General features: G+C 45.5%; 25 protein-coding genes. 8 read left to right on the top strand and 17 right to left on the bottom strand.

Going from position 1 to position 26,521, the window contains the following annotated elements; genetic code table 11:
- Nucleotides 1-15 precede the first annotated feature (15 nt).
- From infC to RIG68_RS07900, 11 genes are all read right to left on the bottom strand, one after another.
- On the bottom strand, nt 16-567 hold the full coding sequence (infC, locus tag RIG68_RS07950; RefSeq protein ID WP_151998596.1) for a translation initiation factor IF-3: 552 nt from the start codon (nt 565-567) through the stop codon (nt 16-18).
- Between the two features lie 104 nt (nt 568-671).
- Complete coding sequence (thrS, locus tag RIG68_RS07945) at nt 672-2,633, bottom strand: threonine--tRNA ligase (protein ID WP_350120820.1); 1,962 nt, start codon at nt 2,631-2,633, stop codon at nt 672-674.
- 9 nt (nt 2,634-2,642) lie between these two features.
- On the bottom strand, nt 2,643-3,749 hold the full coding sequence (locus RIG68_RS07940) for a tetratricopeptide repeat protein (RefSeq protein ID WP_350120817.1): 1,107 nt from the start codon (nt 3,747-3,749) through the stop codon (nt 2,643-2,645).
- 1 nt (nt 3,750) lies between these two features.
- Nucleotides 3,751-6,255, bottom strand: coding sequence for a DUF5686 and carboxypeptidase-like regulatory domain-containing protein (locus tag RIG68_RS07935; RefSeq protein ID WP_350120814.1), 2,505 nt, complete (start codon nt 6,253-6,255; stop codon nt 3,751-3,753).
- Between the two features lie 67 nt (nt 6,256-6,322).
- Nucleotides 6,323-6,940, bottom strand: a complete 618-nt coding sequence (locus RIG68_RS07930; RefSeq protein ID WP_350120811.1) for a SanA/YdcF family protein — start codon at nt 6,938-6,940, stop codon at nt 6,323-6,325.
- Between the two features lie 42 nt (nt 6,941-6,982).
- Complete coding sequence (locus RIG68_RS07925; RefSeq protein ID WP_350120808.1) at nt 6,983-7,663, bottom strand: TrmH family RNA methyltransferase; 681 nt, start codon at nt 7,661-7,663, stop codon at nt 6,983-6,985.
- A 14-nt stretch (nt 7,664-7,677) separates the two neighbouring features.
- Nucleotides 7,678-10,413: a DNA gyrase/topoisomerase IV subunit A gene (locus RIG68_RS07920; protein WP_350120805.1), complete on the bottom strand. Its 2,736-nt coding sequence runs from the start codon at nt 10,411-10,413 to the stop codon at nt 7,678-7,680.
- A gap of 21 nt (nt 10,414-10,434) precedes the next feature.
- A complete protein-coding gene (locus RIG68_RS07915; RefSeq protein WP_502880620.1) occupies nt 10,435-10,947 on the bottom strand; it encodes a Pycsar system effector family protein in 513 nt (170 codons plus the stop codon).
- Nucleotides 10,948-10,960: 13 nt separating this feature from the next.
- On the bottom strand, nt 10,961-11,584 hold the full coding sequence (locus RIG68_RS07910) for a SatD family protein (RefSeq protein WP_350120802.1): 624 nt from the start codon (nt 11,582-11,584) through the stop codon (nt 10,961-10,963).
- Nucleotides 11,585-11,616: 32 nt separating this feature from the next.
- Nucleotides 11,617-13,494 (bottom strand): DNA topoisomerase IV subunit B, encoded by a 1,878-nt coding sequence (locus tag RIG68_RS07905; protein ID WP_350120799.1) that lies wholly within the window; start codon nt 13,492-13,494, stop codon nt 11,617-11,619.
- Nucleotides 13,495-13,668: 174 nt separating this feature from the next.
- Nucleotides 13,669-14,148 (bottom strand): hypothetical protein, encoded by a 480-nt coding sequence (locus tag RIG68_RS07900; RefSeq protein WP_151998605.1) that lies wholly within the window; start codon nt 14,146-14,148, stop codon nt 13,669-13,671.
- Between the two features lie 90 nt (nt 14,149-14,238).
- Here RIG68_RS07900 and RIG68_RS07895 point away from each other — a divergent pair, with 90 nt between their 5' ends.
- From RIG68_RS07895 to RIG68_RS07875, 5 genes are all read left to right on the top strand, one after another.
- Nucleotides 14,239-15,465: a sterol desaturase family protein gene (locus tag RIG68_RS07895; protein ID WP_350120796.1), complete on the top strand. Its 1,227-nt coding sequence runs from the start codon at nt 14,239-14,241 to the stop codon at nt 15,463-15,465.
- The gene (locus RIG68_RS07890; protein WP_350120792.1) at nt 15,458-15,850 is read left to right on the top strand and encodes a hypothetical protein; all 393 of its coding nucleotides are present in this window, start codon (nt 15,458-15,460) and stop codon (nt 15,848-15,850) included. The genes RIG68_RS07895 and RIG68_RS07890 overlap by 8 nt, the downstream gene beginning before the upstream one ends.
- A 68-nt stretch (nt 15,851-15,918) precedes the next feature.
- Nucleotides 15,919-16,407: an RNA polymerase sigma factor gene (locus tag RIG68_RS07885; protein WP_350120789.1), complete on the top strand. Its 489-nt coding sequence runs from the start codon at nt 15,919-15,921 to the stop codon at nt 16,405-16,407.
- Nucleotides 16,404-16,709: a hypothetical protein gene (locus RIG68_RS07880; protein WP_350120786.1), complete on the top strand. Its 306-nt coding sequence runs from the start codon at nt 16,404-16,406 to the stop codon at nt 16,707-16,709. The genes RIG68_RS07885 and RIG68_RS07880 overlap by 4 nt, the downstream gene beginning before the upstream one ends.
- 10 nt (nt 16,710-16,719) lie before the next feature.
- Complete coding sequence (locus tag RIG68_RS07875; protein WP_350119119.1) at nt 16,720-17,439, top strand: Spy/CpxP family protein refolding chaperone; 720 nt, start codon at nt 16,720-16,722, stop codon at nt 17,437-17,439.
- On the opposite strand, the gene RIG68_RS07870 is transcribed toward RIG68_RS07875, so the two are convergent.
- Genes RIG68_RS07870 through uxaC form a run of 4 tightly spaced genes read right to left on the bottom strand, consistent with a single transcriptional unit; the run spans nt 17,436 to nt 21,592 of the window.
- The gene (locus tag RIG68_RS07870) at nt 17,436-18,734 is read right to left on the bottom strand and encodes a TRAP transporter large permease (RefSeq protein ID WP_350120784.1); all 1,299 of its coding nucleotides are present in this window, start codon (nt 18,732-18,734) and stop codon (nt 17,436-17,438) included. The genes RIG68_RS07875 and RIG68_RS07870 overlap by 4 nt on opposite strands.
- Complete coding sequence (locus RIG68_RS07865; protein WP_350071296.1) at nt 18,731-19,204, bottom strand: TRAP transporter small permease; 474 nt, start codon at nt 19,202-19,204, stop codon at nt 18,731-18,733. The genes RIG68_RS07870 and RIG68_RS07865 overlap by 4 nt, the downstream gene beginning before the upstream one ends.
- Nucleotides 19,179-20,183, bottom strand: a complete 1,005-nt coding sequence (locus tag RIG68_RS07860) for a TRAP transporter substrate-binding protein (RefSeq protein WP_350120782.1) — start codon at nt 20,181-20,183, stop codon at nt 19,179-19,181. The genes RIG68_RS07865 and RIG68_RS07860 overlap by 26 nt, the downstream gene beginning before the upstream one ends.
- Before the next feature lie 5 nt (nt 20,184-20,188).
- On the bottom strand, nt 20,189-21,592 hold the full coding sequence (gene uxaC, locus RIG68_RS07855; protein ID WP_350120780.1) for a glucuronate isomerase: 1,404 nt from the start codon (nt 21,590-21,592) through the stop codon (nt 20,189-20,191).
- Between the two features lie 140 nt (nt 21,593-21,732).
- Between uxaC and RIG68_RS07850 the strand changes: the two genes are divergently transcribed.
- Together RIG68_RS07850 and RIG68_RS07845 are read left to right on the top strand one after the other, a co-directional pair.
- On the top strand, nt 21,733-22,035 hold the full coding sequence (locus RIG68_RS07850; protein WP_151998615.1) for a hypothetical protein: 303 nt from the start codon (nt 21,733-21,735) through the stop codon (nt 22,033-22,035).
- A complete protein-coding gene (locus RIG68_RS07845) occupies nt 22,032-22,697 on the top strand; it encodes an ATP-binding cassette domain-containing protein (protein WP_350120778.1) in 666 nt (221 codons plus the stop codon). Before RIG68_RS07850 ends, RIG68_RS07845 begins: the two co-directional genes overlap by 4 nt.
- A gap of 8 nt (nt 22,698-22,705) precedes the next feature.
- Here RIG68_RS07845 and RIG68_RS07840 read toward each other — a convergent pair whose 3' ends face one another.
- Entirely contained in the window at nt 22,706-24,187 is a 1,482-nt protein-coding gene (locus tag RIG68_RS07840) for a T9SS type A sorting domain-containing protein (protein ID WP_350120776.1), read from the bottom strand.
- 196 nt (nt 24,188-24,383) lie between these two features.
- On the bottom strand, nt 24,384-25,730 hold the full coding sequence (locus RIG68_RS07835) for a GntP family permease (RefSeq protein ID WP_350120774.1): 1,347 nt from the start codon (nt 25,728-25,730) through the stop codon (nt 24,384-24,386).
- Between the two features lie 77 nt (nt 25,731-25,807).
- On the opposite strand from RIG68_RS07835, the gene RIG68_RS07830 reads away from it, so the two are divergent.
- Entirely contained in the window at nt 25,808-26,509 is a 702-nt protein-coding gene (locus tag RIG68_RS07830; protein WP_350120771.1) for a uracil-DNA glycosylase family protein, read from the top strand.
- The last annotated feature ends 12 nt before the right edge of the window (nt 26,510-26,521 follow it).

Here is a 26,521-nt window from a genome sequence, read left to right as displayed (position 1 = left end):
ATAGTTTAACAAAAATTATTTCTTGGCAACCTTTGGGGCTACGAACAACGACATCCGCTTTCCTTCGAGCCTGGGTAGTTGCTCTACCTTTCCATACTCTTCCAGCTCCTGAGCGAACTTAAGCAGAAGGATTTCTCCTCTTTCCTTAAATACGATTGTTCTGCCCACAAACTGTACGTATGCTTTTACTTTGGAACCTTCCTTAAGAAAGTTGATGGCGTGCTTCAATTTGAAGTTGAAGTCATGATCATCCGTGTTAGGACCAAAACGAATTTCTTTAATGACAGTCTTCTGGGCTTTGGCCTTGATTTCCTTCTGTTTCTTCTTTTGCTCGTATTTGAACTTCGAATAGTCAACTATACGGCAAACAGGAGGAACGGCAGTAGGAGAAATCTCCACCAAATCCAGGTTTTGCTCTTTGGCAATTTTGATTGCATCCCGGGTTGGAATAACGCCAAGATTTCCATCTTCGGCTATTACCCTTACCTCACGGGCTTCAATTCTCTCATTAATCTTGTAAGGTTCTTCAGGTTTACCCCTAAAACCTCGTGGTCTCGGTCTTAAAATTTTATACCTCCGTATTTAGGTTTCAAAACAAGGATGCAAATATCCACAAAAATTCTACTAATCAAAAGCAGCAAGCCGCTTTTATAAATAGCCTTCTATAATCCTCAGGCTTCTTTTTCGCCTGCCAGACTCATTTTTATTCGCTTTCCAAAATAGTCAACGAATTCGTTGCCTGAAAAGGTGCCGATATCTCCCTTGCCATGCTCCCTAAGAGCAATGGTTTTACTTTCCGCCTCCTTCTCCCCTACGATCAACATGAACGGAATCTTTTTGATTTCCGCATCCCTGATCTTCCGGCCTATTTTCTCATCTCTTTCATCGACATTGCCCCGGATATCATTCTCCTGGAGCATCAGTCTAACCTGATTGGCGTAGTCATGGAATTTCTCCGAAATGGGCAGGATGGCAATCTGCTCTGGTGATAACCACAACGGAAACTCGCCGGCAGTGCTTTCAATCAGAATAGCCACAAAGCGCTCCATAGAGCCGAACGGTGCTCTGTGGATCATAACCGGCCTGTGCTTCTGGTTATCGGCACCCACATACTCAAGTTCGAATCGATCTGGCAATGTGTAGTCCACTTGTATCGTTCCCAGCTGCCAGTTTCTACCAAGAGCATCTTTGACCATAAAATCGAGTTTAGGGCCGTAAAAAGCTGCTTCTCCAAGCTCTACAGTTGTTTTTAGTCCCTTTGCAGCGGCCACCTCTATAATCGCATTTTCTGCAATTACCCAGTTCTCCTCAGTACCGATGTATTTTTCGGGTGTCTCAGGATCTCTCAGCGATACCTGAGCATTGTAGTCACTGAAGCCCAATGACTTAAATACATACAATACCAGGTCAATTACCTTAGCAAATTCCTCCTTTACTTGATCCGGGCGGCAGAAAATATGCGCATCGTCCTGAGTAAAGCCTCGCACACGGGTCAGGCCGTGCAGCTCGCCACTTTGCTCGTAACGGTAGACAGTACCAAACTCAGCGTACCTCACAGGCAAGTCCTTGTACGACCTCGGCTTGCTCTTGTACATCTCACAATGGTGAGGGCAGTTCATCGGCTTCAAAAGAAACTCTTCACCCTCCTCCGGTGTGTTGATGGGCTGAAAAGAATCCTTGCCGTATTTTTCGTAGTGCCCCGAAGTCACATATAACTCCTTACTGCCAATATGAGGTGACACCACCTGGTCATATCCGGCCTTCACCTGCGCTTTGCGCATGAAGTTTTCGAGGCGCTCACGAAGAATGGCACCCTTAGGCAACCACAACGGAAGCCCTTTGCCCACCTTTTCTGAGAAAGTGAAAAGCTCCAGTTCCTTACCTATTTTTCTATGATCACGCTTCTTAGCCTCTTCAAGTAGCTCCAAGTATTCTTTGAGCTCCCCCTGTTTAGGGAAAGTAATCCCATAAAGCCTTGTAAGCTGCTTGTTCTTCTCATTACCACGCCAGTAGGCACCGGCGATGTTCAGTATCTTGGTCGCTTTGATAAAACCTGTATTTGGAATATGCGGTCCCCGGCAGAGATCCGTGAAGTTGCCCTGCTCGTAAAAAGAAATGGTGCCATCTGCCAAATCGGCAATAAGCTCCAGCTTGTAAGGATCGCCCTTCTCTTCAAAGTAGGCCACGGCATCTTTCTTGCTGATGTCCCGGCGGGAAAAGGCATTTTTTTGCCTCGCCAGCTCCAGCATTTTTTCCTCTATTTTAGGAAGCTCGGCGGCTGTAAATTCCCTGTTCCCAAAATCAACGTCGTAATAAAAACCGTTTTCAATCGGCGGCCCGATACCCAGCTTAACACCCGGATACAGTGCTTCAAGCGCCTCAGCCATCAAGTGTGCTGAAGAGTGCCAAAAAGTTGATTTACCCTCTTTGTCATTCCAGGTGAGCAACTGAAAAGTGCCGTCTTCCGTGATGGCACGGAATGCATCAATTACGTTTCCATTGAATTTGGCAGCCAAAACATTCCTGGCCAACCCCTCGCTGATGCTCATTGCCACATCCAACCCAGTTACCCCCTTATCATATTCCCGAACGCTTCCATCAGGGAGGGTAAGCTTAATTTTCTCGTTACTCATTCAATTCTACTAATTATCAGATTTCTTCGGAGCCAGATCAAACACCGGCATTGCCGCCTGCTGCTCCCTAAGTTTTCGCAAATATGCAATTTTTCCAGCAACAATACCCCGTTCTTCAAGGGCTATTTGGTTGGTGGAATCCAACGCCAGCGCCGACGTGTAAAAATTATAAGCATCCCCCATTCTACCCTTACGGTTAAAGTAGCGTGCTTTGAGCAAACGTCCGGACACACTTAGGGAATCTTGCTGAATCATCCGTTCAGCATACCAAAAGGCGGAGTCGATCATCGACGATTCGAGCATCAGGCTCCCGTATTGAAAGAGTCCGTTTTCGGAGGGCTCAGGCCAGCTAGCAGCAAACCCCGATGCTTTTCCATAGTCAGCAGCCTTGAAGTAAGCGTCAAGCAACTCCGCCCTGTAAGTTCTATGGTCATCTGTGACTTCAGCATACCCCTCCAATACGGCAACCAGCTCGGTTAGCTGGCTTCGTTGCTCGTGCAGGGTCACCAACAGGCGGGTCATGCTCTTATGACCTGGGTTAGCAGCGACCCCCTTCTCCAAAACGGACAACGCTTTGGTGGTGTCTTTCTTCTGGAGGTCAAGTTCTGCCGCCACAAGAAATGCTTCGGGGAGCTTGCCTCCTGTGTCAAAATAATGATTCAGGTACCTGGCAGCCTCGCCGTAGTTCCTTCTGGAATAGTGATATTTTGATTTAATCAGCGATAAACTAGGGTGAACCGAACCCAGCCTATCGGCCTGCTGGGCATATATCCAGCTTCTCTCAAAATCGTTTCTATGTATGTAGTAGTCCGCCACCAGCACCATCACCTCCGGGTCTTTGGGCGCCATTCTTAAAATCGCCTCGATATTGGCATTGGCCACCTCCGGCCATTCAAGCGTTTGATGATATGAAGCTAATTTGACCCTGAGCCCGAGGTTGTCAGGATCTTCCAGCACTTTGTCTTCCACAAGCGCCAATAACTCACTGTAGTAGGCTTTGTCTGGATTTGGATTATCTGCAATTGGCAATGATGCCGGAGGAGAGGAGCACCCCACCATGCTCACGACCGAGAAAAGTATTAAGCCGAGAAAAGTTCTTTGTGAAGTGAACACCATACTACAAAGAAAACTTATAGCTGAATTTAATCCCAAAATTATTTACTCCGGGGCGGTTGGTGTAAGTAAGTCTGTGTATGAAATCAACTCTGAAAAACCGGAAAATATTCTCCACACCATAACCGGCCTCTATGTAAGGCCACTGGCCAAGAGCGAAGAACGGCGCTATTTCGTCGCCATTGGCATCGTAACTGGGCGGTATCAGGTTGTAGTTCTTCTTCCCTACGCCGCCATAAAGCACATTGACAGTGCCTACAAGTCTCCACTTCAACTTTTTAATTGCCGGAATGCTGTTGAGCAGAAACCCGTTGAATGAGTGGTTCCATCTGAATGCCACATGCTTATCGGTAACGAACTCGAAGTAGTCCATCATGTTGTAGGCAAAGTTAAAATAGAAAGGCGTTTGGTTTCCTATGTGTGCCTTCAGCAACGGATAAGGCAAATTATTGAAGTTATAGCCGCCGCTCAATGTCAGATAACCCACTCCGAAAATGCCCATTTTTTGCCGTTTTTCAATCGAAAAACCGAGTTTGTGATAGGTAAAATCGCCCCCGAGGGCACTAAGGCCAAGCGTGTAGCGAAAGTTAACAGCAGGCCAGCGAATGGTGCCCATGCTTACCCGCTGGTTGTCGTTGATGACAAAAATTTCGTCAGGGGCGTAATGGGTGTCAAGAATTACCTCTGCAACACTCAGGTTGTTTCGAACCGTGGGCGTTTCAGCATAGGGGTCTTTATAGTATGTAAAGTCAAATAATGGCTTGAAGTATTCCTGACGATACGACACTCTCTGAGAAAGGCCACGGCCCAGTACAGTAAAAAAAGTAAAGTAGTTCTTTTGCCGGAGAAAGGGATCTATCAGAGTGCCGAAGCGGGAAAACGTGTAAAAGACATTGGCATTGTCAATGTCATCATTCAAGAGCCAAATCTGATCGATTTCCTTCTGGTGCATGTATTTCACCTCGGTCCAGGGGCTACGGCCCAAAATCCGTCGTACGTGAAACTTGTACTTCCATTCCTCGTCTTTGAAACCATAGGCTACGTTAGCACTTAGCTCCCATTTCCTACTGAAGTCAATGTTGGTTCTACCACCAAGCCCAAGCCTGGTGCCCTCTATGTTGTTATTGCCAAAGAAATAAGAATAGGGGCCTATGTCGAACTTTCCTATTTTGTAATAGCCTGTGTACCCTGTCTGAATTATGTCCGTATAGGTTTTGATAACCGGAATCTTCGTCAGTGTGTCAATCATTTCGTACACGTGAACTTCCGTCGCACTAAGGGTGTCGTGCCTGATATCTGCCCAAAACTCATTGTCGCCTGCCCGATCGTTAACGTCCTCCACCATCTCAATGGGGTTTTCATAGAACTTGTCGGGTTTTGGCTGATTCACCACAATGTCTTTGTTGGACACATAGAACTTGGCAAGAAACCCAGCTGATCGGGCGGTGAGCTCACTTACGTCAATCATCACCCGGGTTTTGGCAGGCAACCAGGCACCTTCAGTAGTGGGCACCAGCTCCTGTTGAATTTTAATTTTCTCAATGAAGTTGACATTCGCCTCTTTACCGACCGTTACGTCAATTTGTCTGATGGCCCAGGTGTCTTTGTGAATCCACATCGAGCCACGAAAGGCCAGATCCTGCTCCCTCTTGGGAAAGAAATCTAACCGGTAGCAGTAATAGTCGCCGAGCCAAAGACTATCTACCAGGTCGTATTCGTAGTTGATCTTCCAACCATCCGAAATCGGCGACACGAAATCTTTGCCAACAATATTGAGCCAGTTTTGATAAAAGTTATACTGCTGAAAAGAGGCGCCTATCACCTGCGAAGTAAGAGTACCGTCGGTTACCCCCACTCCCGTTACTTTCGTGTTCAAAACAGTCTCGTGCGCCATCCGTGGACTGTCTTTGTAATAGTACTTGCTGATGGCTTCTGAAATAAACACCGGCAGTACCGGTTTCCCGTCGTCGCCTGCAATTTGCTCGATACTGTCGAGCACCGAAGTTACTTTTTGGATGATCTTGCGCTGCTTAAACTTGTCTGAAATGTTATCAATATCCATTTCAATTTTGGTGTACGCCTCGTATTCATAGGCAGAAAGCCTCCTCTTATCGTTCACCTTTTTATGGTCGACTATATTCCTCAATACTCGAAACGCTGGATTTTCGCCTGCTTCAAAAACAAGCTCCTGAAGGCTGACCACATCTTCTTCCAACTGAATATTGATGTTTTGTTCCTTTCCGGCCACAATAAATTTCGTTTTAGGGACGAACCCTATGTAGCTAAAGTGAATGGAATCAAAACGCTGTGTAGTGCTAAGTTTGTAATAACCCTCAAAATCAGTGGTAGCCCCAATGGAAGTGCCCTTGAAGATCACATTAGCAAAAGGAATCGGACTACCAGTGGAGGCCTCTGTGACTTTACCCCATACCACGGTTGTGCCCTGGGCCTGAACCCAATTGAAAATAGACAGACTAACTAACAGAAAGAGAATTTGTACTCTTTTCATAGGTTTGGTAAACCAATAACATCCTTAAGGACACTTTTCTCGCTAAATCGTTCAAAAAATGTGAGAATTATTTTCTAATCTCTATAATTTCCTTCTCACCAAGGAATTTGGGGGGTTGTTTGAGAACGTAAAGGTCTAAAATTGCTTTCGGTCTGGCAAGCCATTCTCTGCTCACCACTGACTTCATCCCTGATTTTGCCGCATCATCAGACGCAAAGGTAACTGCTTTTATCCCATAAAACTTACTGATAAAGAGCGCCCGGTAGGCATGAAATTGCTGGGTGATAATAACAATCTCGTTTTGCCCAAATACTTCCTTTGAACGCACTATGGAGTCAAGGGTTCGAAAGCCGGCATAGTCCATTGTCATGTCTTGTGCGGGCACACCCAACTGTACAAGGGCATTGAACATGTCCTGGGGCTCATTGTAGTACTTTGTGTTGTTATCGCCGCTGAGTATCAGGTGCTTTACTTTGCCGGCCTTATATAGTTTAGCAGCGGCCTCTATTCGAGTAGTGAAGAATGAGTTTGCCCCCCCATCCACGCTTCTTTTCGATGTTCCGAGCACTACCCCGACGTCTACAGCGTGGATTTCTTCCACATTGAAATGGATATCATCTGTAGTCTTCCACATGATCCATACATTACTGGCGATGACAAGGGCAAACACCAATGCGCCAAGCATAAAAAGCATTTTTAGTAAAAACCGCATCCGTCAGCGCTAATACTAAATGCCTGAAAGAAATCTCACTTCGTGAATATCAGATCTCCTAACAATCTTACGATACCACTCCAGGGTCAACTGCTTCTTTTCTTCTTTACTCATACACCAATCAATTTCCGAGTCTCTTAACTTCCTTAACAAAACATGCAAACACAAGGCTACACTTACTGAAACATTATAACTCTCGGTGAAACCTTGCATGGCCAGGCACACTCTTTTGTCGGCCATCTCAAGTGCCTCTTTCGACGCACCGTCGAATTCTGTACCAAACACCAGGGCTACTTTTGAATCTATATCAACGTCGTTCAAGTTGGATGCAGATTGATCCGGACTGGTTACCCATATCTGATAACCGGCCTCTTTCAACAACTGCAAGCAACGAGCACTATTCGTTGGCTGATCCTCATTGTGCTTAGTAATAGTCAGCCATTTACTGCCGCCTTTGGCCACATAAGCACTTAATTTATTCCTAAACTGGTTTTCGATGATGTGAACATCCTGCACTCCCATCGCCTCGCATGACCTTAGAACGGCGCTTACGTTCAGAGAGTTTTCAAAATCTTCCATTACCACCGTAATGTGACGAGTTCTCTTCTCAAGCACCTGTTGCACCTTCGCCGCCCTTTCAGGGGTTACGAAACTTCCCAGGTAATTAATTAGCTTCTCTCTGGTGGCATCATCCATCTATTATCTGCAAATCAGAAAAGACCAAGTTGGTCTTCTCCATTGCTTTTTGGTTTTTTAATATCCAGGTCTATGCTGCTTCCCACGTCAAAATTCTCATCAGTTTCTTTGCTGAACTCTTCTTTCAACTTCTTTACTGTTTCAGCTATTTCCTGCTTATCGTCGGTTGCTGCCGGTGAGGTGTCACCACCTGTTTCAGTAGTGGCTGGCCCAGAGTCGTCATCATTGTCATCCTTCTCCTCTGTCCCTGGGTCTTCATTGGCCAACCACTCCAGCTTTTTGATGTCTGGGAAATTTAATTTGTTACCAACTGCCTTCCATCCCTTGATGTCAATGAATTCCTCAAATACAATGATCTCTTTTTCTGTTTCCTTGCTGCCCTTCTTTTTATAGCTGACTTCAAAAGATGGCGACGCATGCGAGCTCACCAGTAGCAGCTTAGATCCCTTTTCCTCAGAAATGAACACAAATTTCTTTTCTACCGTACTAGTCTCAATCTGGAATCGCTTACCAAAGTGTACCTTCGTCTTCCCATCTATGTACACTGCGCTGATAACAGCCTTCGGGTTGAATTTCTGAAGAGCAAGAATTTGATGGTAGTCAAATCTATTAGTCAGCTCAAACGAAGTAAGCTCATAGCTGCCATCCTGATAGAAGGCAATGATTTTATCATCCGCCAGGAAATTACCAAGATGCTCTCCCCTATCATCAGTATTGAGTCGTCCGATGGTAGCGTCGTACCATATATCGAGTCCACCCAGCGTTGACCTGCCTGCTTCCTTCAATACGATCTTTCTTACTGGATATTTCGTCAGAATATTGCCCTGCGAAGCACGGCCTTTGATCTCTATTTCCGAAAAATCAAAATCAAAAACTTTCTTCTTGGCCTTCGAGCCGGATGTAAGGCTGATATTAATGATTTCCGCCTCTCCATTAGGATTGGCCGAAAAATACAATATCCTGGAGCCTTTTTCGCCTTTGCTGACATCATATTCTTTGTCACGGGTAACGCCCAGCACCTGGAAGCGCTTGATCATGGAACGGCCTGATTTGCCATCTACATACACGGCATTGTACACCATGCGTTCATCGTTTTTCTTGAACACGCCTGCGTAAAGGATGTCCTTACCGACAAACACTTTGTCCTGTATTTTGACGACCGAAAACTTCCCATCCCTCCTGAAGGCGATGATATCGTCCAGATCAGAGCACTCGCATATGTATTCGTCCTTCTTCAGTCCGTAGCCTATGAAGCCATCTGCCCGGTTGACATACAGCTTCTGGTTGTTGGCCGCCACCACGGTAGCCGCAATAGTATCGAACTGAGCTATTTCGGTAAGCCTCTCTCTTCCTTTACCGTATTTATCAAGAAGGCTTTGGTAGTACTTGACAGCATATTCCACCAAGTTCTCCAGGTTATAGTTGACTTCTTCCAGCTCTTCCTGAAGTTTCTTCATCAGCTCGTCGGCCTTGAAGGAGTCAAATTTAGAGATTCTCTTGATCTTGATTTCAGTCAGTTTCAGAATGTCGTCCTGTACAATCTCACGGTAAAACTGGTTTTTGAAAGGATCAAGCCCTTTATCAATAGTATCCAAAACAGCTTCCCAGGTTTCACATTCTTCAATGTCCCGATAGATTCGGTTTTCGATAAATATCTTTTCCAATGAAGAAAAGAGCATTTTTTCCATCAATTCTGCTCTTCTTATTTCCAGCTCCCGCTTGAGCAGGTTGACCGTTTGATTGGTACAAACCTTCAGAATGTCATTGACCGACATGAATACAGGCTTGTCTTCAACAATCACACAGGCATTGGGAGAAATGGATACTTCACAATCGGTGAAGGCGTACAAAGCGTCGATGGTGATGTCAGGCGACACGCCCGGTGCCAGGTGCACCTCAATTTCAACATCCTTGGCCGTGTTGTCCACCACCTTTTTGACCTTGATCTTTCCCTTATCGTTGGCTTTCACGATAGAGTCCATCAGGTTAGTGGTGGTGGTGCCAAATGGAATGTCTTTGATGATGAGCGTCTTTTTGTCGAGTTCCTCTATTTTGGCTCTCACACGGACTTTGCCGCCCCTCTTGCCTTCGTTGTAGTCAGAAAAATCTGCCAGACCACCTGTAGGAAAGTCGGGCATAATATTGGTCTTTTTGCCTTTAAGCACGGCAATGGAAGCTTCGATCAGCTCCCGGAAGTTGTGCGGCAACAGCTTGGTGGAGAGGCCAACAGCAATACCTTCCACTCCCTGCGCCAGAAGTAGCGGAAATTTAACCGGAAGAGTGACGGGCTCACGTTTACGGCCATCGTAAGAAAGCTGCCAGTTGGTGGTTTGCGGATTGAAAACCACTTCGAGAGCAAACTTCGATAGTCGGGCTTCGATGTAACGGGGTGCTGCGGCCCTGTCTCCTGTGCGGATATCTCCCCAGTTGCCCTGGGTTTCAATCAGCAGGTCCTTCTGGCCTATATTGACAATGGCATCGCCAATGGAAGCGTCGCCGTGCGGATGGTACTGCATGGTACTACCTATGATGTTCGCCACTTTATTGAAGCGACCATCGTCCATTTCCTTCATGGCGTGCAGGATACGCCGTTGTACTGGCTTGAATCCGTCTTCAATCGCAGGCACGGCCCTTTCCAAAATTACATAAGATGCATAATCGAGGAACCAGCTTTCGTACATACCCGAAACTGCTACCACATCGTGAATCTGATCTTCTCCTTCGTGACTGTTAAGGTTCTCTTCTTCCATACTTTACTTCAAAACTTCTATTTACAACGATGTTGTGACCAACAAAACCCTCATCAACAATGATAGCCCCAAAAGGCCTATTCCAAATATTGACACATAGCAACAAATTTTAAATGTTCGAAATTTGGAAGTTGCTATTCTAGAATTAACGAGAATCTGATTTACCAGATTCTCGTCGGACGCAGTGGGCTTGAAATCAGGGTAGGATCTCCTGTATTCAAGCAAAAACCCATCTAAACTCGTCTTTGACAAGTCTTCAAAGAAGTAAATGTTCGGGTTTGCTTTATTTGAAGCGCCAATAAGCAAATTCGACGTTGTCGGAAATTGAGAGGCTAGGCTTATCAAAATTGAACACCCACAAATTGCCAATGAAGCAGCTGCCGAGTAGCTATCAAATAGCTTTGAATCGGGAAGTACACTAATAACCCCTATGATAATTGCCGAATTTAGGAGAATCAAACCACCATGCTTTGCCTCGGCAAACTTGAGCCAATCATTTACATTGCTAAAAATATATTTTAGTTCCTCTCTCAACTCTACTTCTGTTCTATTGCAGACTGCATTTATTGGACGCTACCAATCTTAAAAGACTTTTTGAAACAAAAAATTGATCAAGTTTTAATGAAATTCTTTTTCTCCATACAGTAGATGGATCTTTACCTAACTTTTTGCTAACCTCCTTGTAGTCATCATTTTCAAAAAACACTGTTAGATATTCCTTGTCCCTAAGCGACCAATCACGGTATATTGAATCATACAGTTGAAAAATGCCGTTCAGCATCGAGTCCAAGTAAAAATCATCGGTTGCTAAATGATGGCGAGTTTTCTTGTTCTTTAACATTTCAAGTCCTCTTCTTGCGTCCACCAGCCCTTTTCCCAACATTTCATGAGCACTTTTTTCGTTTATCGGTGTATCGATCACCCCATATTGAACACTATACCTAATTTTGAATTCTTGTTTCAATGACACCACTAACTCGTCCAGGTAAAACATCGCTTCTAAACAACTCAACAAATCCATCATAACTCCTTGAAATTCATCCCCAAGAGTAACTGTCAGGGGAGATAATATGTAATCGGATAACTTCTTGTTGGTTGCTTCAATAACCTTTTTGAAATCCATCATCAACTGCGCTCCATTTTGTGAAGTGCTCCCTACTATATCTCCCATCAAAATGTACCGCTTCTCCAATATGTTTAGTCTCAATCTTCTATCACCACTTCTTCCACTAAATCCTTCTCTATTTTCAGGTTATCGATAATGAAAATTTGCCTGTCCGGCGTATTCTTACCCATAAAGAACTCCAGTAATTGAGGGATTTTAGTTTCCTTCTTCAAAATAATGGGCTCCAGCCGCATATCCTCCCCGATAAACTTGCCAAACTCCTCTGGTGATATCTCCCCCAGTCCTTTGAATCGGGTTATTTCCGGCTTAGACCCAAGCTTGTTGATGGCCTGCTGCCTTTCTTCGTCGCTATAGCAATAGATAGTTTCCTTCTTATTCCTAACCCTGAAAAGTGGTGTTTCCAAAATGTATACATGGCCATTTCGAACCAGGTCAGGAAAAAACTGCAGAAAGAAAGTCAGCATCAGTAGTCTGATGTGCATTCCATCCACGTCGGCATCAGTAGAAATGATGATTTTGCGGTAACGAAGTCCCTCTAGCCCATCCTCAATATTGAGTGCGTGTTGCAAAAGATTAAACTCTTCGTTCTCATACACGATCTTTTTCGTCAGGCTGTAGCAGTTTAATGGCTTGCCACGCAAACTGAACACAGCCTGGGTTTGAACATCACGAGACTTGGTGATAGAACCAGAGGCAGAGTCACCTTCAGTAATGAAGATCATGGAATCGTCCCGGCGCTCATTCTTCAGGTCGTCGAAGTGTATGCGGCAATCTCTCAGCTTTTTGTTGTGAAGATTGGCCTTTTTGGCCCTATCATTGGCCAGCTTCTTAATACCGGCTATTTCTTTGCGCTCTCTTTCCGACTGAATAATTCGCTTTTGCAGGGCATCGGCCACCGTGGGGTGGCTATGCAGAAAGTCGTCGAGGTACTTTTTAACGAAATCGTTGATGAAAGTACGCATGGTTGGACCTTCCGGCCCAACGCTTTGAGAGCCTAGCTTCGTTTTGGTCTGCGATTCGAAAACAGGCTCCTGCACACGCACGGCGATAGCACCCACAATACTTGTACGCACGTCTGATGCATCAAAGTCCTTTTTGTAGAACTCTCTCACGGTTTTCACCAGTGCTTCCCGGAAAGCCGCCAGGTGCGTACCTCCCTGGGTAGTATACTGACCATTAACAAAGCTGTAATATTCTTCGCCGTACTGGTTATTATGTGTAATGGCTATCTCAATGTCCTCTCCTTTTAGGTGAATAATTGGGTAACGCAACTCCTCTTCGTTGGTCTTACGGTTCAGGAGGTCAAGAAGACCGTTTTCTGAATAATACTTAACTCCGTTGAAATTGATCGTCAATCCGGCATTAAGAAAAGCATAGTTCCAAAGCAGATTGTCGAGATACTGAGGAATGAAATGAAAATTTTTGAAGATGGAGCCATCGGGCTCAAAGACGGTCAGCGTACCATTTCTTTCAGAAGTAGTTGTTTCCGGTGCATCGGTGGTCAGCTCTCCCTGGTGAAACTCGGCCAATTTAGTGCGACCTTCTCTGAATGACTGCACCTTGAAATAGTCCGAAAGGGCGTTCACTGCCTTGGTACCTACTCCGTTCAAGCCTACCGATTTTTGAAAGGCGTTAGAATCGTATTTTCCACCTGTGTTGATCTTTGACACACAGTCGATGACTTTACCAAGAGGTATGCCACGCCCAAAGTCACGCACCTCCACCCTATGGTCGGTCACCTTCACGTTGATCACCTTTCCATTACCCATCATGTGTTCATCGATACTATTGTCGATGATCTCCTTAACCATCACATAAATACCGTCATCCATCGCAGCACCATCGCCGAGCTTGCCGATATACATACCGGGCCTGAGCCTGATATGCTCTTTCCAGTCAAGTGAACGAATATTGTCTTCGGTGTAATTTGATACTGCAGCTTGTTCGTTTGCCATAAGTCCTTCAATCGCAGAAAGTTTCCGTCATTTTGGCCCTGTCTGGGGTCAAAAATTGCAGTGAATTTAGGATAATTATGGAAATTTTCTGGAATATAATTTCTCTTAACTTGCTGTAAATGAAGGATTTATATTCAACTATTGATTGAATACTCCAGCACTAAAATACTGATATTAAGAGGGTTGATAGCTCCGGTAACGGAGAACAAAACCGTAAGAAAGAATCCAGGCAAAAATCAGAAAAGTGCCCAAATAGACCAGATACGCAAAATTATTAAAGTCGAGGTTGACCCGATTGTTGTAAACGCCTATAAAGACAGCGCCTGTTACAAAAAATACGTTGATGAGACTGATGAGCACCTCCAGCCAAATAAGTGTTTTGTTCTTGAATACCTCAGATGAAAAGAAACCTCTTCCTTCAGTGACAGGCACACCATCGAGCACCTTGCCAAACATGAACAACAAAAGGTTAACAATGAGGGAAAAAGCAAATGAGTAATAGAAGAACTGGCTTTTAGAAATGAAATAGACCGGCGTTCCCAGTTCATCGCTGTACAACGAAACATTTTCCGGCAAGTAAGCATACACAAACAGGAGTCCGCCCAGAAAAAAAAGCAGCGAAATAATTCTGATAAATGAAAATACCCTCTTCATGCGACAGCCATCAATTTGGATGCAAAACTAGTCAGTATTCTTAAATAAACAGCTTTTTTAATTACATTGTTATCTGTATTAGTAACACCCATGAACATTAACCCTGTCATTCTTTCTATCCCTATCTATTTTCTTCTGATTGGCGTAGAACTCATCATTCAACACTTTCAGCACAGGAAAATTTACCGGCTGAATGATGCGCTTACCAACATGAGCTGCGGTATCACTCAGCAAGTCACAGGCGCCTTCCTTAAAGTACTTACTGTCACTACCTATCAGTTGATCTACGAGAACTTTGCTCTTTTCAATATACCTGTGACCTGGTACACTTTTATCCTTATCTGGCTGGGTGTGGACTTGTGCTACTACTGGGCTCACCGGATGAGCCATGAAATCAACCTATTTTGGGGAGGCCATGTGGTTCATCATCAAAGCGAGGACTACAATTTCTCTGTAGCACTCAGGCAGGGCTCGTTTCAGGTGTTCTGGACCTTCTTTTTCTATCTTCCACTGGCAATTATTGGTGTGGACACTCTTACTTTTGTCTTGATTGCCGCCCTGAACACGGTCTACCAGTTTTGGATCCACACTGAAACGATTGGCAAACTAGGCTGGTTCGAATACATTTTCAATACTCCCTCCCACCATAGGGTGCATCATGGTCGTGACCCAAAGTATATCGACAAAAACCATGGTGGCACATTTATTATTTGGGATCGACTCTTCGGCACTTTTCAGGAAGAGGAAGAGCGGCCAACATATGGCATTACTAAGCCTGTGAATACCTGGAACCCCATCAAAGCCAACCTGCAGCATTATATTGACATGGCGGGGCAACTCAAAAGAGTCAGGTCGTTGAGTGATGGCATCAAGATCATGTTTAATAAGCCCGGCTGGCTGCCCGATTACCTTGGTGGCTATCAGGGCGTGCCTGAAGTTGATAAAGGTGCCTATCACAAATTCAACCTGCATCCACCGTCGGCATTTTCGGCGTACCTGATCTTCCAATACCTGATTGTCCTCGGAGGCACTTCGTTCTTTATGTTCAATCAAGGTAATTTCTCTATCACAGAGAAATCGATAATAGCTGTAACTATTGTGGCTTCTATCATCATTCTTGGGGGTATCATAGAAATGAGAGAGTGGGCCTTCTCCGCCGAGCGCATCAGGCAACTTATTCAACCGGTTTTAGCTTATTTTTTGACCTATTCGTTAATTCCCGTCTATATACTGGGAGTTGTTGGCATTGCCTCCTTAATTTGGATGTACAAAATTAGAACTCTGACTTCCAAACCGGATCAAATCATCAATGCCTGACCTAAGCCAATTGAAAAAGTACAGTTTACTGCCCATCATTGCATTGTTGTTTTACGGCTGTGGGCTACCTGCCGATTTGGATGGGTATAATGATGTGGCATGGAAAAGTGACACCAACGGATGTAATGGAGACAGACTTTCGATGACTGAAGTGTTTGTCAGCCAAAAAGACAAAATAAAAGGCCTGGATGAACCTCAAATACTCAGGTTGTTGGGTAAACCGGACAAGCAGGAGCTTTATGTCAGAAGTCAGAAGTTTTTCGTGTATTACATGGAACCAGGGCCAGCCTGCGAGAACAGCATAGAGCCTCCCCTCCTTCTCACCATAAGATTCAATGCGCTGGGCTACACCAATGAAGTTTTTCTGGAAAACTTTACCAAGTAACCGAGCTTTTTCAACTTTTTCAGAAAGCTTGTCATATAATACCCTTCCTTTCCAGACTAAGCTAGCAGATGACAACAAGGGAGCAACTGGAAGTACATCACAAAGAGGCCTGGTTCTGGGCCAGACAATGCTGTCGCTTTCAGCCTGATTTAGCTGAAGATGTTTTGCAGACAGCTTACCTGAAGGTGCTGGAGAAAAGAGCACTCTTCCACGGCAAATCAAGCTTTAAAACCTGGCTTTTCAGCGTCATCAGGTTCACTGCCATGGACCTCCTGAGTGCTCAGCGGTTGCACGCCACCAGACACCTTGACATTGATGGAGTTCAGGTAGGTGAAGGTCAGAGCGAAAATGATTTAGTTAACTACGAAGGCATGATAAGTCAGCTACCTGGGCGCCAGGCTGAACTGCTGTTGCTTGTTTTTTACCACGACATGACGCTGGAAAAGGCAGCCGAAGTAATGGAAACGAGCATTGGCACTGCCAGAACTCACTACGACAGAGGTAAGAAGAGACTTAGAGAATTGATATTGGCTTCACAATTAAAGCAAGCGATATGAAAAGCGAAGAAGACGAGCTGAAAGATTTTTTTCTTGAAATGAAAAAGGGTGATGCATCCCGTGAGGTTCCACCTTTGGCTAAGCTACTGCTTCAGCAAAAGCAGCAAAAGCTCCCTGTTTGGGCTGTAGTCGCCGCAACCATCAATATCATCCTTTTTGTTGGAGGCTTTTGGTACCGAAGTCTTCAACCAGCCGAAGTCGTGGATGCTTTGCCCCATGTTGACACACCACCTTCAATTGATCAAAACAGCGATATGATGACGTGGGAAACGCCCACGGACAAGCTGTTAACAAACTTTTAATCCTATCACGATGAAAAATATAATCACAATATGTTTAATGCTGCTTCTTACAGGTTCAATGACCTCCTATGCACAGATTTCTGATCCATTTGCGTCGGCACTTTACGAACCGGATTTGATCATAAAAAACAAAAATGCTATTAAGCTAACACAAGAGCAGTCAGACCAGTTACGTACCATATTCGAAAAGAATAACGCACGATTCAACGCCAAAAAGACCGAGTGGTCAAAAGCCTTGCTGGCATTTCAGGACGCTATGGCGACTTCAGAAGTCAACTATGATGCGCTAGACAAAAGTTTCAGTGAAGTCCTTGCCCTCGAAAGTGAAATAAAGAAGATAAAACTAAAATCTTTGATAGAAATCAAGAACTTACTGACAGCAGATCAGCAATCAAAACTTGATGATATCAAAAAACAAAATCCCGAGTACAGCAAAGCCTTCGAACTGACTTTAGGCTTCGATGAGGATTCAAAAATCATCATCAAAAAGCAAAGTGACACTGGTATTGATGTCAAAAAAGAGCCTCTCTTCATCCTATATGGGGGAGATGAAAAGCCGACAATCGATAAGAAAATATCGAGTATCGATGACGTCAACCCAGAAGATATCCAAGCCTTATCTGTCTACAAGGGAACAGCCGCCACTGACAGGTTCGGAGAAGATGGTAAGAACGGAGTCATTGAAATTAAAATCAAAGACCCCGCTCTTAAAAAGTATCGGAAGAACTAATACCCAAACAGTTCCGGCAACCACAAGCTGAGCGCTGGTACATAGGTAACCAGCAACAGCACAGCTATCATAGCCAAAAACAGCGGAAGTAACGGTTTGAGCACCTTTTGAATGCTTAAGTCGGCCACACTGCAACCCACAAAGAGCAGAGAGCCTACTGGCGGTGTACAAAGTCCAATACAAAGGTTCATCACCATCACAATACCGAAATGAATGGGGTTCATGCCCATTTGCACCACTACCGGCAGAAAAATAGGTGTGAAGATCAGTACCGCAGGCGTCATGTCCATAAAGGTTCCCACAGCCAGCAATAGCAGATTAATAATTAGCAGAATCACAATCGGATTATCGCTCACATTAAGCAAAAAGTCGCTAACGCCCTGCGGAATATTTTCGTAGGAAAGTACCCACGACATGCCCATGGAGGTCGCCACCAACATCAATACGATGGTCGTCGTCATGGTGGTATCGAGCAAAATCTTTGGAAGGTCTTTGTACTTCACCTCTTTGTACACGACCATCGACAGGATCAGGGTGTAGAGCACTGCAATGGCCGACGCCTCGGTGGCTGTGAAGATGCCAGCGATAATGCCTCCAATGACGATTACCAAAAGCAAAAGGCTCGGCAATGCCCCGAAAAAGCTTTTAAAGAATATCTTTACACTCGTTGTCTCGCTCGATTTGTATCCTTTTTTCAGGGCCACAACGCCAGCAACGATCATCAGTGCAAGGCCAATCAGAAGACCGGGAATATAGCCAGCCAGGAACAGCGCTGCGATAGAAACTCCGCCACTCGCCAGGCTAAACACAATGAGAATATTGCTCGGCGGAATGACCAGGCCAGTAGATGCTGAGGTGAGGTTCACAGCAGCGCCGAACGCTTTATCGTACCCTTCCTTTTCCATTCTGGGTACCATAAAACCACCAATTGCCGATGCGGCAGCGACAGAAGAGCCAGAAATGGCTCCAAACAGCATACATGCCAGTATGTTAATGAAGGCCAGCCCGCCGGGAAGCGGCCCAACCATGGCCCTCGCCAGATCAATCAGGCGACTGGCAATGCCACCCTTGTTCATCAACTGCCCCGCAAGGACAAAAAACGGTATGGCAAGCAGTGAAAAGCTATCAATTCCCGTGGCCATTCGCTGGGCAAGTGTGGTGAAGGCAATCACCGGATCCATCGTAATGAGGATGGTGACAAGAGACGAAAGTCCGATGCTATAGGCTACAGGCACACCAATGCCCAACAGTACAACGAAAGTCAATACTAAAATGGCTATCTCCGTCCAGTTCATACTTCGGCCCTCCCTTTGATCATTTCATGAATACAATAAAAACATATGAGTAGCCCGCTGACAGGCAGTGAGATGTATACGTAGGCTAGCGATACCTGAAGTGTGGCTGCCAGCTGCCCCAAAGCGAAGGATATATACACAAGCCTGATGCCTCCAACGACCATCACTAATGCAGCGAAAATCAGTATCAAAAAATAGATGAATCGATGAAGCAAAACTGCCTTAGCTCCTTCCAGTTTACCAGGAAGAATGTCGATGGCAAGGTGCATATTTTTGCCTGTGGCATACGCTGCGCCAATCAGTGCTACCCAAATGAGCAGGTACCTGGCCAACTCATCCGTAAAAGAGCTGGGACTTCTCAATATATATCGGGAAGCAACCTGCCAAAGGACATCCAACACCAAAAGGGCCATGAGGATAACCAGGCCCGCTTCCGTTATTTTGTCAATTTTCTGTCTGAGAGCTTTCATCTACGGCTTCAATTCTTTCAAGTAGTTTTTTTCGGTATTCGGTATTCGCAAATGCATCCAGCATCGGCTTTACTTTCTCAATAAATGGCCCCTTTTCTGGATACTCAACGTGCACCCCATCGGCAATCATAGCATCCAGCGCCTCTTTTTCCGACTCCTCCCAAAGCGTTCTCTGATGCACCGCCGACTCATAGGAGGCTTCGCTAAGCCACTTCTTTTGTTCGTCGTTCAAGTCGTTCCATGTATGGGTACTCACCAGCATTACGTCGGGCACGAAGGTGTGCTCATTGAGGCTATAATAGCGACAAACTTCATAGTGCCTGGTCAGGTAAAGGCTTGGGGGATTGTTTTCTGCAGCGTCAACAACACCTTGCTGAAGAGCAGTATAAAGCTCTCCAAATGGGATGGGAGTTGCAGAACCACCCAACAACCTGACCATTTGAATGGCCGACGCACTGGACTGTACCCTTACTTTGAGCCCCTGAAGGTCTTCCGGCTTCATGATGGGCTTATCTTTGGAATAAAAGCTGCGACTACCAGCGTCGTAAAAGCACATGCCCCTCATCCAGAACTCCTCGCCACTTGTCAAAAGCTCCCGCCCAATTTCGCCCCCCAGCACCTTGCGGTAATGATCTTTGCTATGAAAAACATAAGGCAGGTTAACCACGGCCATGGAAGGCATAAAGCTTTCCAGCACCGCTGCGGAAGCTTTTGTCATTCCGATAGAGCCGATTTGTAACAGTTCAAGCAGCTCTCTTTCTGACCCCAGCTGCCCGTTCGGATAAACGTCGATCCGCATTTTACCATTCGACTTTTCTTCCACCTTTTCAGCCAAAAACACCATTGCTTTGTGCACCGAGTGGTTTACATCCAGGGCATGGCCAAGCTTGATTACCTTCACATCGCTTTTTACAGCGCAGCCTGCAATCGATAGCGTTAAAAAAAAACAGAGCAGGTATCTTAGGGTAGTTGTCGTCACCTTATTTATTTATTAAATCCAAAATATGATTTCGCATTGAAATAGCAGATATCGTCGACCATTTTACCCAGCCACTCCCGGTCGTTTGGCAATTCACCGTTTTCAACATCGGAGCCGATCAAATTACACAGAATCCTTCGGAAATAATCATGTCGGGGGTAAGAAAGAAAGCTGCGGCTGTCTGTAAGCATACCAACAAACCGGCTGAGGAGCCCCATATTCGACAGGGCGTTGATTTGCTTTTCCATCCCGTCTTTCTGGTCGAGAAACCACCAGGCCGAGCCGTATTGCATCTTGCCGGGTGTAGATCCGTCATTAAAGTTGCCCGCCATAGTAGCGAAAAGCTCGTTGTCTCTTGAGTTGAGGTTGTAGAGAATGGTCTTTGCCAGTTGATCCGTTGTATCGAGTCTATCGAAGAAGCGACTCATCGCTCTGCCATGCTCAAAATCGCCCATGCTGTCGAAGCCGGTATCTGGCCCCAGGGTATCCAGCATGCGCTTGCTATTGTTGCGAAGGGCGCCGATGTGAAACTGCTGCGTCCAGCCTTTTTCATGGTCCATAAGGGCCAGCTGGTGCAACATGAACGATTGATAAAGCAGCATGTCGGCCCTGGCAGGCATTTTCCCGGATCGCAGCTCCGCAAATACTTTTGCAGCCTCCGCCTCAGTAAAGTCGGCAGCATAGAAGGTCTCCAGCCCATGGTCGCTCAGTTTGCAGCCAAGCGATGCAAAGAAGTCGTGCCGACCTTGCAATGCAGACAGGAGATCAGTAAGGGTTGAAATGCTCTGCGAGGCTGCCTTTTCAAGTCTATCCAAATATGCGTTGAAGCTGACTGCATCGCTGGCAAGAACCACTTTATCGGCCCTGAAAGCAGGGAAGACTTTTATTTTATATCCCTCCTTTTGAAGCGCTTGATGATAAGTGAGATCATCGACGGGGTCGTCGGTCGTACAAATCGTCTCCACTTTCATCTCCTCCAAAATGCTTCTCACGGTCCACTTGGCACCTAACTGTTCATTGGCCTCATCATATATTTCCCTAGCGGAAGAAGGGTTAAGAATTTTATGAATACTAAATGGTCTTTGCAGTTCCATATGCGTCCAGTGGTAGAGCGGATTCCGCATGGTGTAGGGAACTGTTTCAGCCCATTTTTCAAACTTCTCATAGTCGGAGGCTTGGCCAGTGCAATACTTTTCATTGACGCCATTGGCCCGCATGGCCCGCCATTTGTAGTGGTCGCCCTCCAGCCAAATTTCGGTCAGTGTTTTAAAACGCCTGTCCTCAGCGATGTCCTTTGGCGACAGATGACAATGGTAATCTATGATTGGTTGATCCCTGGCATGTTCAAAATAGAGGTACTCCGCAGTGTTGTTAGAAAGTAGGAAATTATGATCCAGAAAAGGCCGCATACTTACAAGCAGTGTTGTCGTTTTTAAAGTAAAGGCTTGAAGATAGCATAAATAATAGGAGCTGGTAAAATATTTCGGTTGGTCAGTCGTATTTTAAGTCAGGTGGTTGGAATGGCCGTCTTTTACCAACTAACACTGACTTGAATCGGTACTGGCAGATTTACTTATTGATTTTCAGAGCGTTCGTAGTGTATACGCTGATATTTAGTAGCTTGGCGCTGGTGATCTATGTCAATATAGGTTGGTTGGGGCTTATCTACATTTTCTGGATCAAGGTTGTCGGTTTCCTCGCTATTTGCGCTCTTTATTACTTCTCCAAAGACCACCAGCTTACATTTTTTCATAATCTTGGTCTGTCGGTGCCTGCACTTCTAGCAATAGCTGGTCTCTCCGATATTATTCTGTTCTTAGGTGCTGTAGCAATTACCGATTCGATCACATGATGCCACACCATGTATTGGAGGGTGATTCGATAGACTTCCATTATGGAAGCCACAGCGTGTTGGTTGGTGCCTACATTAAGTGTGAAACTGGTAAGGTAACGGGCTTGCTGGGCAGAAATGGTGCAGGAAAGTCAACACTATTCAATATCCTGTTTGGCACTGCCAGCCCCGGAGGCGGTTCGGTAAGATGGAATTCGAAATATATCACGAACGCTTTCCAAAAACGAGGGCTAGTCAGTTATATGCCGCAGTTTGCCAGTATTCCTACTCACCTCACATTTAAGGAGCTATTGACGCTGTTCGATTGTGACGGTAATCAAGTTGAGAGGGTTTTATGCCACGAAGTGGTCAAAAAGCATTTCAATACACGGTTTTCTAAGCTTTCTACAGGTGAAAGAAAACTACTGGAAGCACTGCTCTTCCTCCATTCCAGAAGTCATTTCGTTCTGCTGGATGAGCCCTTCTCCTTTTTATCACCTTTGCAGGTTGAGCAATTGTTGCCCGTTATCCGATCTCAGGCACAAGTGAAAGGTATCTTGCTAACTGACCATCGCTACCAGCAGGTTATCGACAGCAGCGACACCGTGCTTCTGTTGAAAAATGGTTCCGTTAATCTTATCCAGGGCATTGGAGACCTAAAACACGCCGGCTATGCCAGATAGCTTAGTTATTACTTCTTAATCAACCTGAACACCTCGCCACTTGCACTGCTTTTCAGGATATAGACACCAGCATGGAGGTCGTATAAGTCAATTGTGTTTTGGAAAGGTGCCAGTTCTACTGTTTTAACAAGTACACCAGACTGATCGAAGATGTTAATCGCAACTGCCTCTGTTGACACGCTGCCATCTGACAGGGTCAGCTCAGCGCCTGATAACGGGTTAGGATAGGCGCTGAAAGATGAGGTAGCGAACCTGCTTTTTTCGATGCTCAGTACCTTGAATATCTCAGTGTATCCGTCGAAGTCAAAAGACTGGAGTCTGTAGTACAAACGACCAGCAGGAGCTGAAGTGTCAGTGTAATCATAGTCATTCAACACTTCTGACCAACCTTTACCATTGATCTGAGCAATCTCTTCGAAGTCAACACCGTTCGTTGAGCGCTGCACGGAAAAGTATTCGAAATTCTCTTCCATAGAAGTGGTCCATTTCACAAGGATATCTTGCCCCGACTTGGCCACACTGAAAGCCGCAAGTTTGATAGGGAGAACCACCGCTGAGTAGCTTCCAAGGTCAAAAGGGCTGCTTGAGGGAGGGTTGGTATAATCATGACCGTTTACAGTCGATCCATTGTTTGTCATTTGAAAATTGCGGCCCCAGCTCGCAGTACCCACTCCATTAATCTGCGAACCACCTGATGGGTTGCCGAGTTTTACATCTCTCGTCACTGCTATTGATCCGTCAATAGTTGCAGAAGTACCTCCGCTTACTGCAAAGTCTCTTCCTACTGTCAGTTTTCCTGTTGGAGTAATAGTCATCATGGGCGTTCCTACACCAGGGCCAGACGACATGGTGAAGTCTCTATCAATGTTTACCTCACCAGTAATATTAAATCTACCAGCTCCACCGCTGGAAGTTACGTCTCTGTCTACATCCAGATAACCACCTGAAAAAACATTGAATACACCGTTCATAGCCATATCACCTGTCACACGGCCATTTCCATAAAGGTTGACCACTGCGTCACTATTGCTTGTAACCTCCATGCTTCCGGCAGTAAAAGAAGCGCCTGATTTTATAGTCAACGTACTTCCGTAAGTAACAGTCAACTTACCAGTAACTACAAGTGTTCCAGAGTTGATCGTGAGAGAAGTAGCGGGAATTGTCAAGTCACCATTTATTGTAATGTTTCCGTTGGAAACGAAATTGGTGATGTTCGACAATGTAAGGTTTCCTGTAGAAGTGAAAGTTTTTCCAGTAGCAAGAGTAACGTTACCCAAGCCATTGATAGACCCACTGGTAGTCCCTGTGATGTTGTGATTGATCGTGACGTTGTTCTTAGGACCAGCCCATTCAGTTGGTACGGCGTTACCGTTCCATGTGGTTCCTGTGTGCCAGTTGCCGTTGGCCTTTGATGTATAATTAGTTTGTGCTTTTGCTACTTGTAAGGCTGAGAAAACTAGTACTAAAATGGCTAAGAATCCTGATTTCATGTCGCTGATTGTTTCAAATAATAGTTCAAATCTATTAGTGAATACGCAGCGTTGCTAATGCCGGAGGGCAGCATTCGACGAACAAAGACTATGACTCGATATGGATAGTTAAATCGTCTATAGACGAGTTTTGGCATTTTCGTGAAAATTGGCAAAAAACAGCAATTGCCGATTTTATGTGGTTTCTTCTCTCACCCTACAGAAGTACCAAAAATGCCAGAATTGCAATAAATAGAATAGAGGTGCCCTGCAGCAGCGACATAACAGTAATGGTTCGGTAGGCGACTTTTATGTCCTTGATTCCAGAGAACTGAGCAACCACCCAAAAGAACGAGTCGTTGGCATGAGACACCGTCATCCCTCCCCCACCAATAGCAGCTACCATGAGCACAATGCCCGTTGGGTTATCAAGCCCACCAAGTGGCAACAGAGGGCCAAGTATGGAAGAAGTAATCACCATGGCCGAAGTGGTAGATCCTTGCGAGGTTTTAAGAATAGCTGTGAAGATAAAACCAGCCAATATGAAGTAAATACCACCAGCATCTCCCCCGCTCAGCCAACCTTCTACCATTTGCGCCATAGGAGTCTCTTTTAGCACCGCACCGAAAGCGGCACCAGCACCAGTGAGAATAAGCACAGGGCCGGCTTGCACAAGGCCTTCTTGAAAAGAAGACGAGCGTTCGGCCTTACCTATATACTTTAACAATGGAACAGCTATGAGCAAGCCCGCCAGCAAGGCTATGACAGGGTTTCCTAAAAAGACCATGGAGTCTATCAAACTATTTTGAAAACCAACAAACTGCGCCACTGACCCAAGCCCAATCAGTATCAATGGAATAAAAATGGGGCTCATCGAAAGGCCGAGAGACGGCAATTCCTGATCAGAAACAACTGGCGTATCACTCAGCTCGGATTCATAGGGATACTTCTTGAAAATGTATTTTGAATAGGCAACAGCGATTAAAACTACCGGAATAGAAATGAGCAAGCCCGAAATGATCACCAACCCCAGGTAACTTTCGCCGCCCAGGTTACCTGCCGCCGCAATAGGCCCTGGTGTGGGTGGCACCAATGTGTGGGTAGTATACATGCCACCGGCCAATGAGAGGAACAGTGAGCCTGCCGCAATATTTCGCTTTTGTGCCATCACGTGACAAAGTCTTGAAAGGATAATAAAACCTGAATCGCAGAAAACAGGAATACTCACGAGGGCCCCCAAAAAGCCAATCCCCAGCTCAGGACTCTTTCGGCCAATCGTCTGAAGAATAAACTCGGCAATCTTTACAGCTGCCCCAGACCTCTCCAGGATTACACCAAGAATGCTACCCAAAATAATTACGATACCTATGCCGCCGATGATGCTTCCGAAGCCCTCGTTGATAAAGCCTACCACCTTGATGGCAGGAATGCCCACCACAATGCCCACCAGCAGTGAAGCAATCAGTAGCATAATGAAGGGATGTACTTTAAAAACAGAGGCCCCTACGACAATCATCACAACAGCCAAAAGGATGACAACAAGCAGTAGCGGGCCTTCTATCATGATCGAGCAGGATTGGTTTTCGGATCAATAATAAAATTTGTTCTGGATAAAAGGGCTCCATTTATCATATTCATGCCATGGAACAACTACCCTCAAATAGAGATGCTACATTTGCAGATCAACTCCTTGGGTTTTTGGCAGACCTTGTGTGGCCTGAAGTGCCTAAGGACGTCGAAGTGATGAACCCTTATGCAGAAGCCAAGGCATGGGCACTTACGCAGACTTTTTACAGAAAATACTATTCTGACAATCAGGTCAGAACGCTCATTATTGGCATTAACCCGGGCCGGTTTGGCGGTGGGGTCACAGGCATTCCGTTCACTGATCCTTTGAAGTTACAGGACATTTGCGGTATTGAAAACAACCTCGCCAGAAAGCAGGAGCTCTCCTCAACGTTTATCTATCACATGATTACTGCTTTTGGTGGCACCGAAGCCTTCTACCAACACTTCTGTTTTTCGGCTGTGTCGCCCGTGGGCTTTACCATGCATGGCAAAAACCTCAACTACTACGACCACAAGGAGCTGCAAACCAAACCCTGGGTGGATTTCATGACCAACTGCTTCGAAAGCCAGCTGCAAATGGGCGTCAATCGTGAGGTGGCCTACGTGCTGGGTCAGGGACAAAACCTTAAGTTTCTCTCAAAGCTGAATGACGAAAACGGCTTCTTCAAAAGGCTGGAAGTACTTCCACATCCCAGGTGGGTGATGCAATACAGGCTGAGAAGGCTGGAGGAGTTTATCAATGTTTATATTGACAAACTCTCCGTTCATACCTAACTGTTTTTCACA

Source organism: Imperialibacter sp., from assembly GCF_040222385.1.
GTDB lineage: Bacteria > Bacteroidota > Bacteroidia > Cytophagales > Cyclobacteriaceae > Imperialibacter.
Note: the sequence above shows the minus strand (reverse complement) of the source record. Positions and strands in the feature narration are given on the sequence as shown.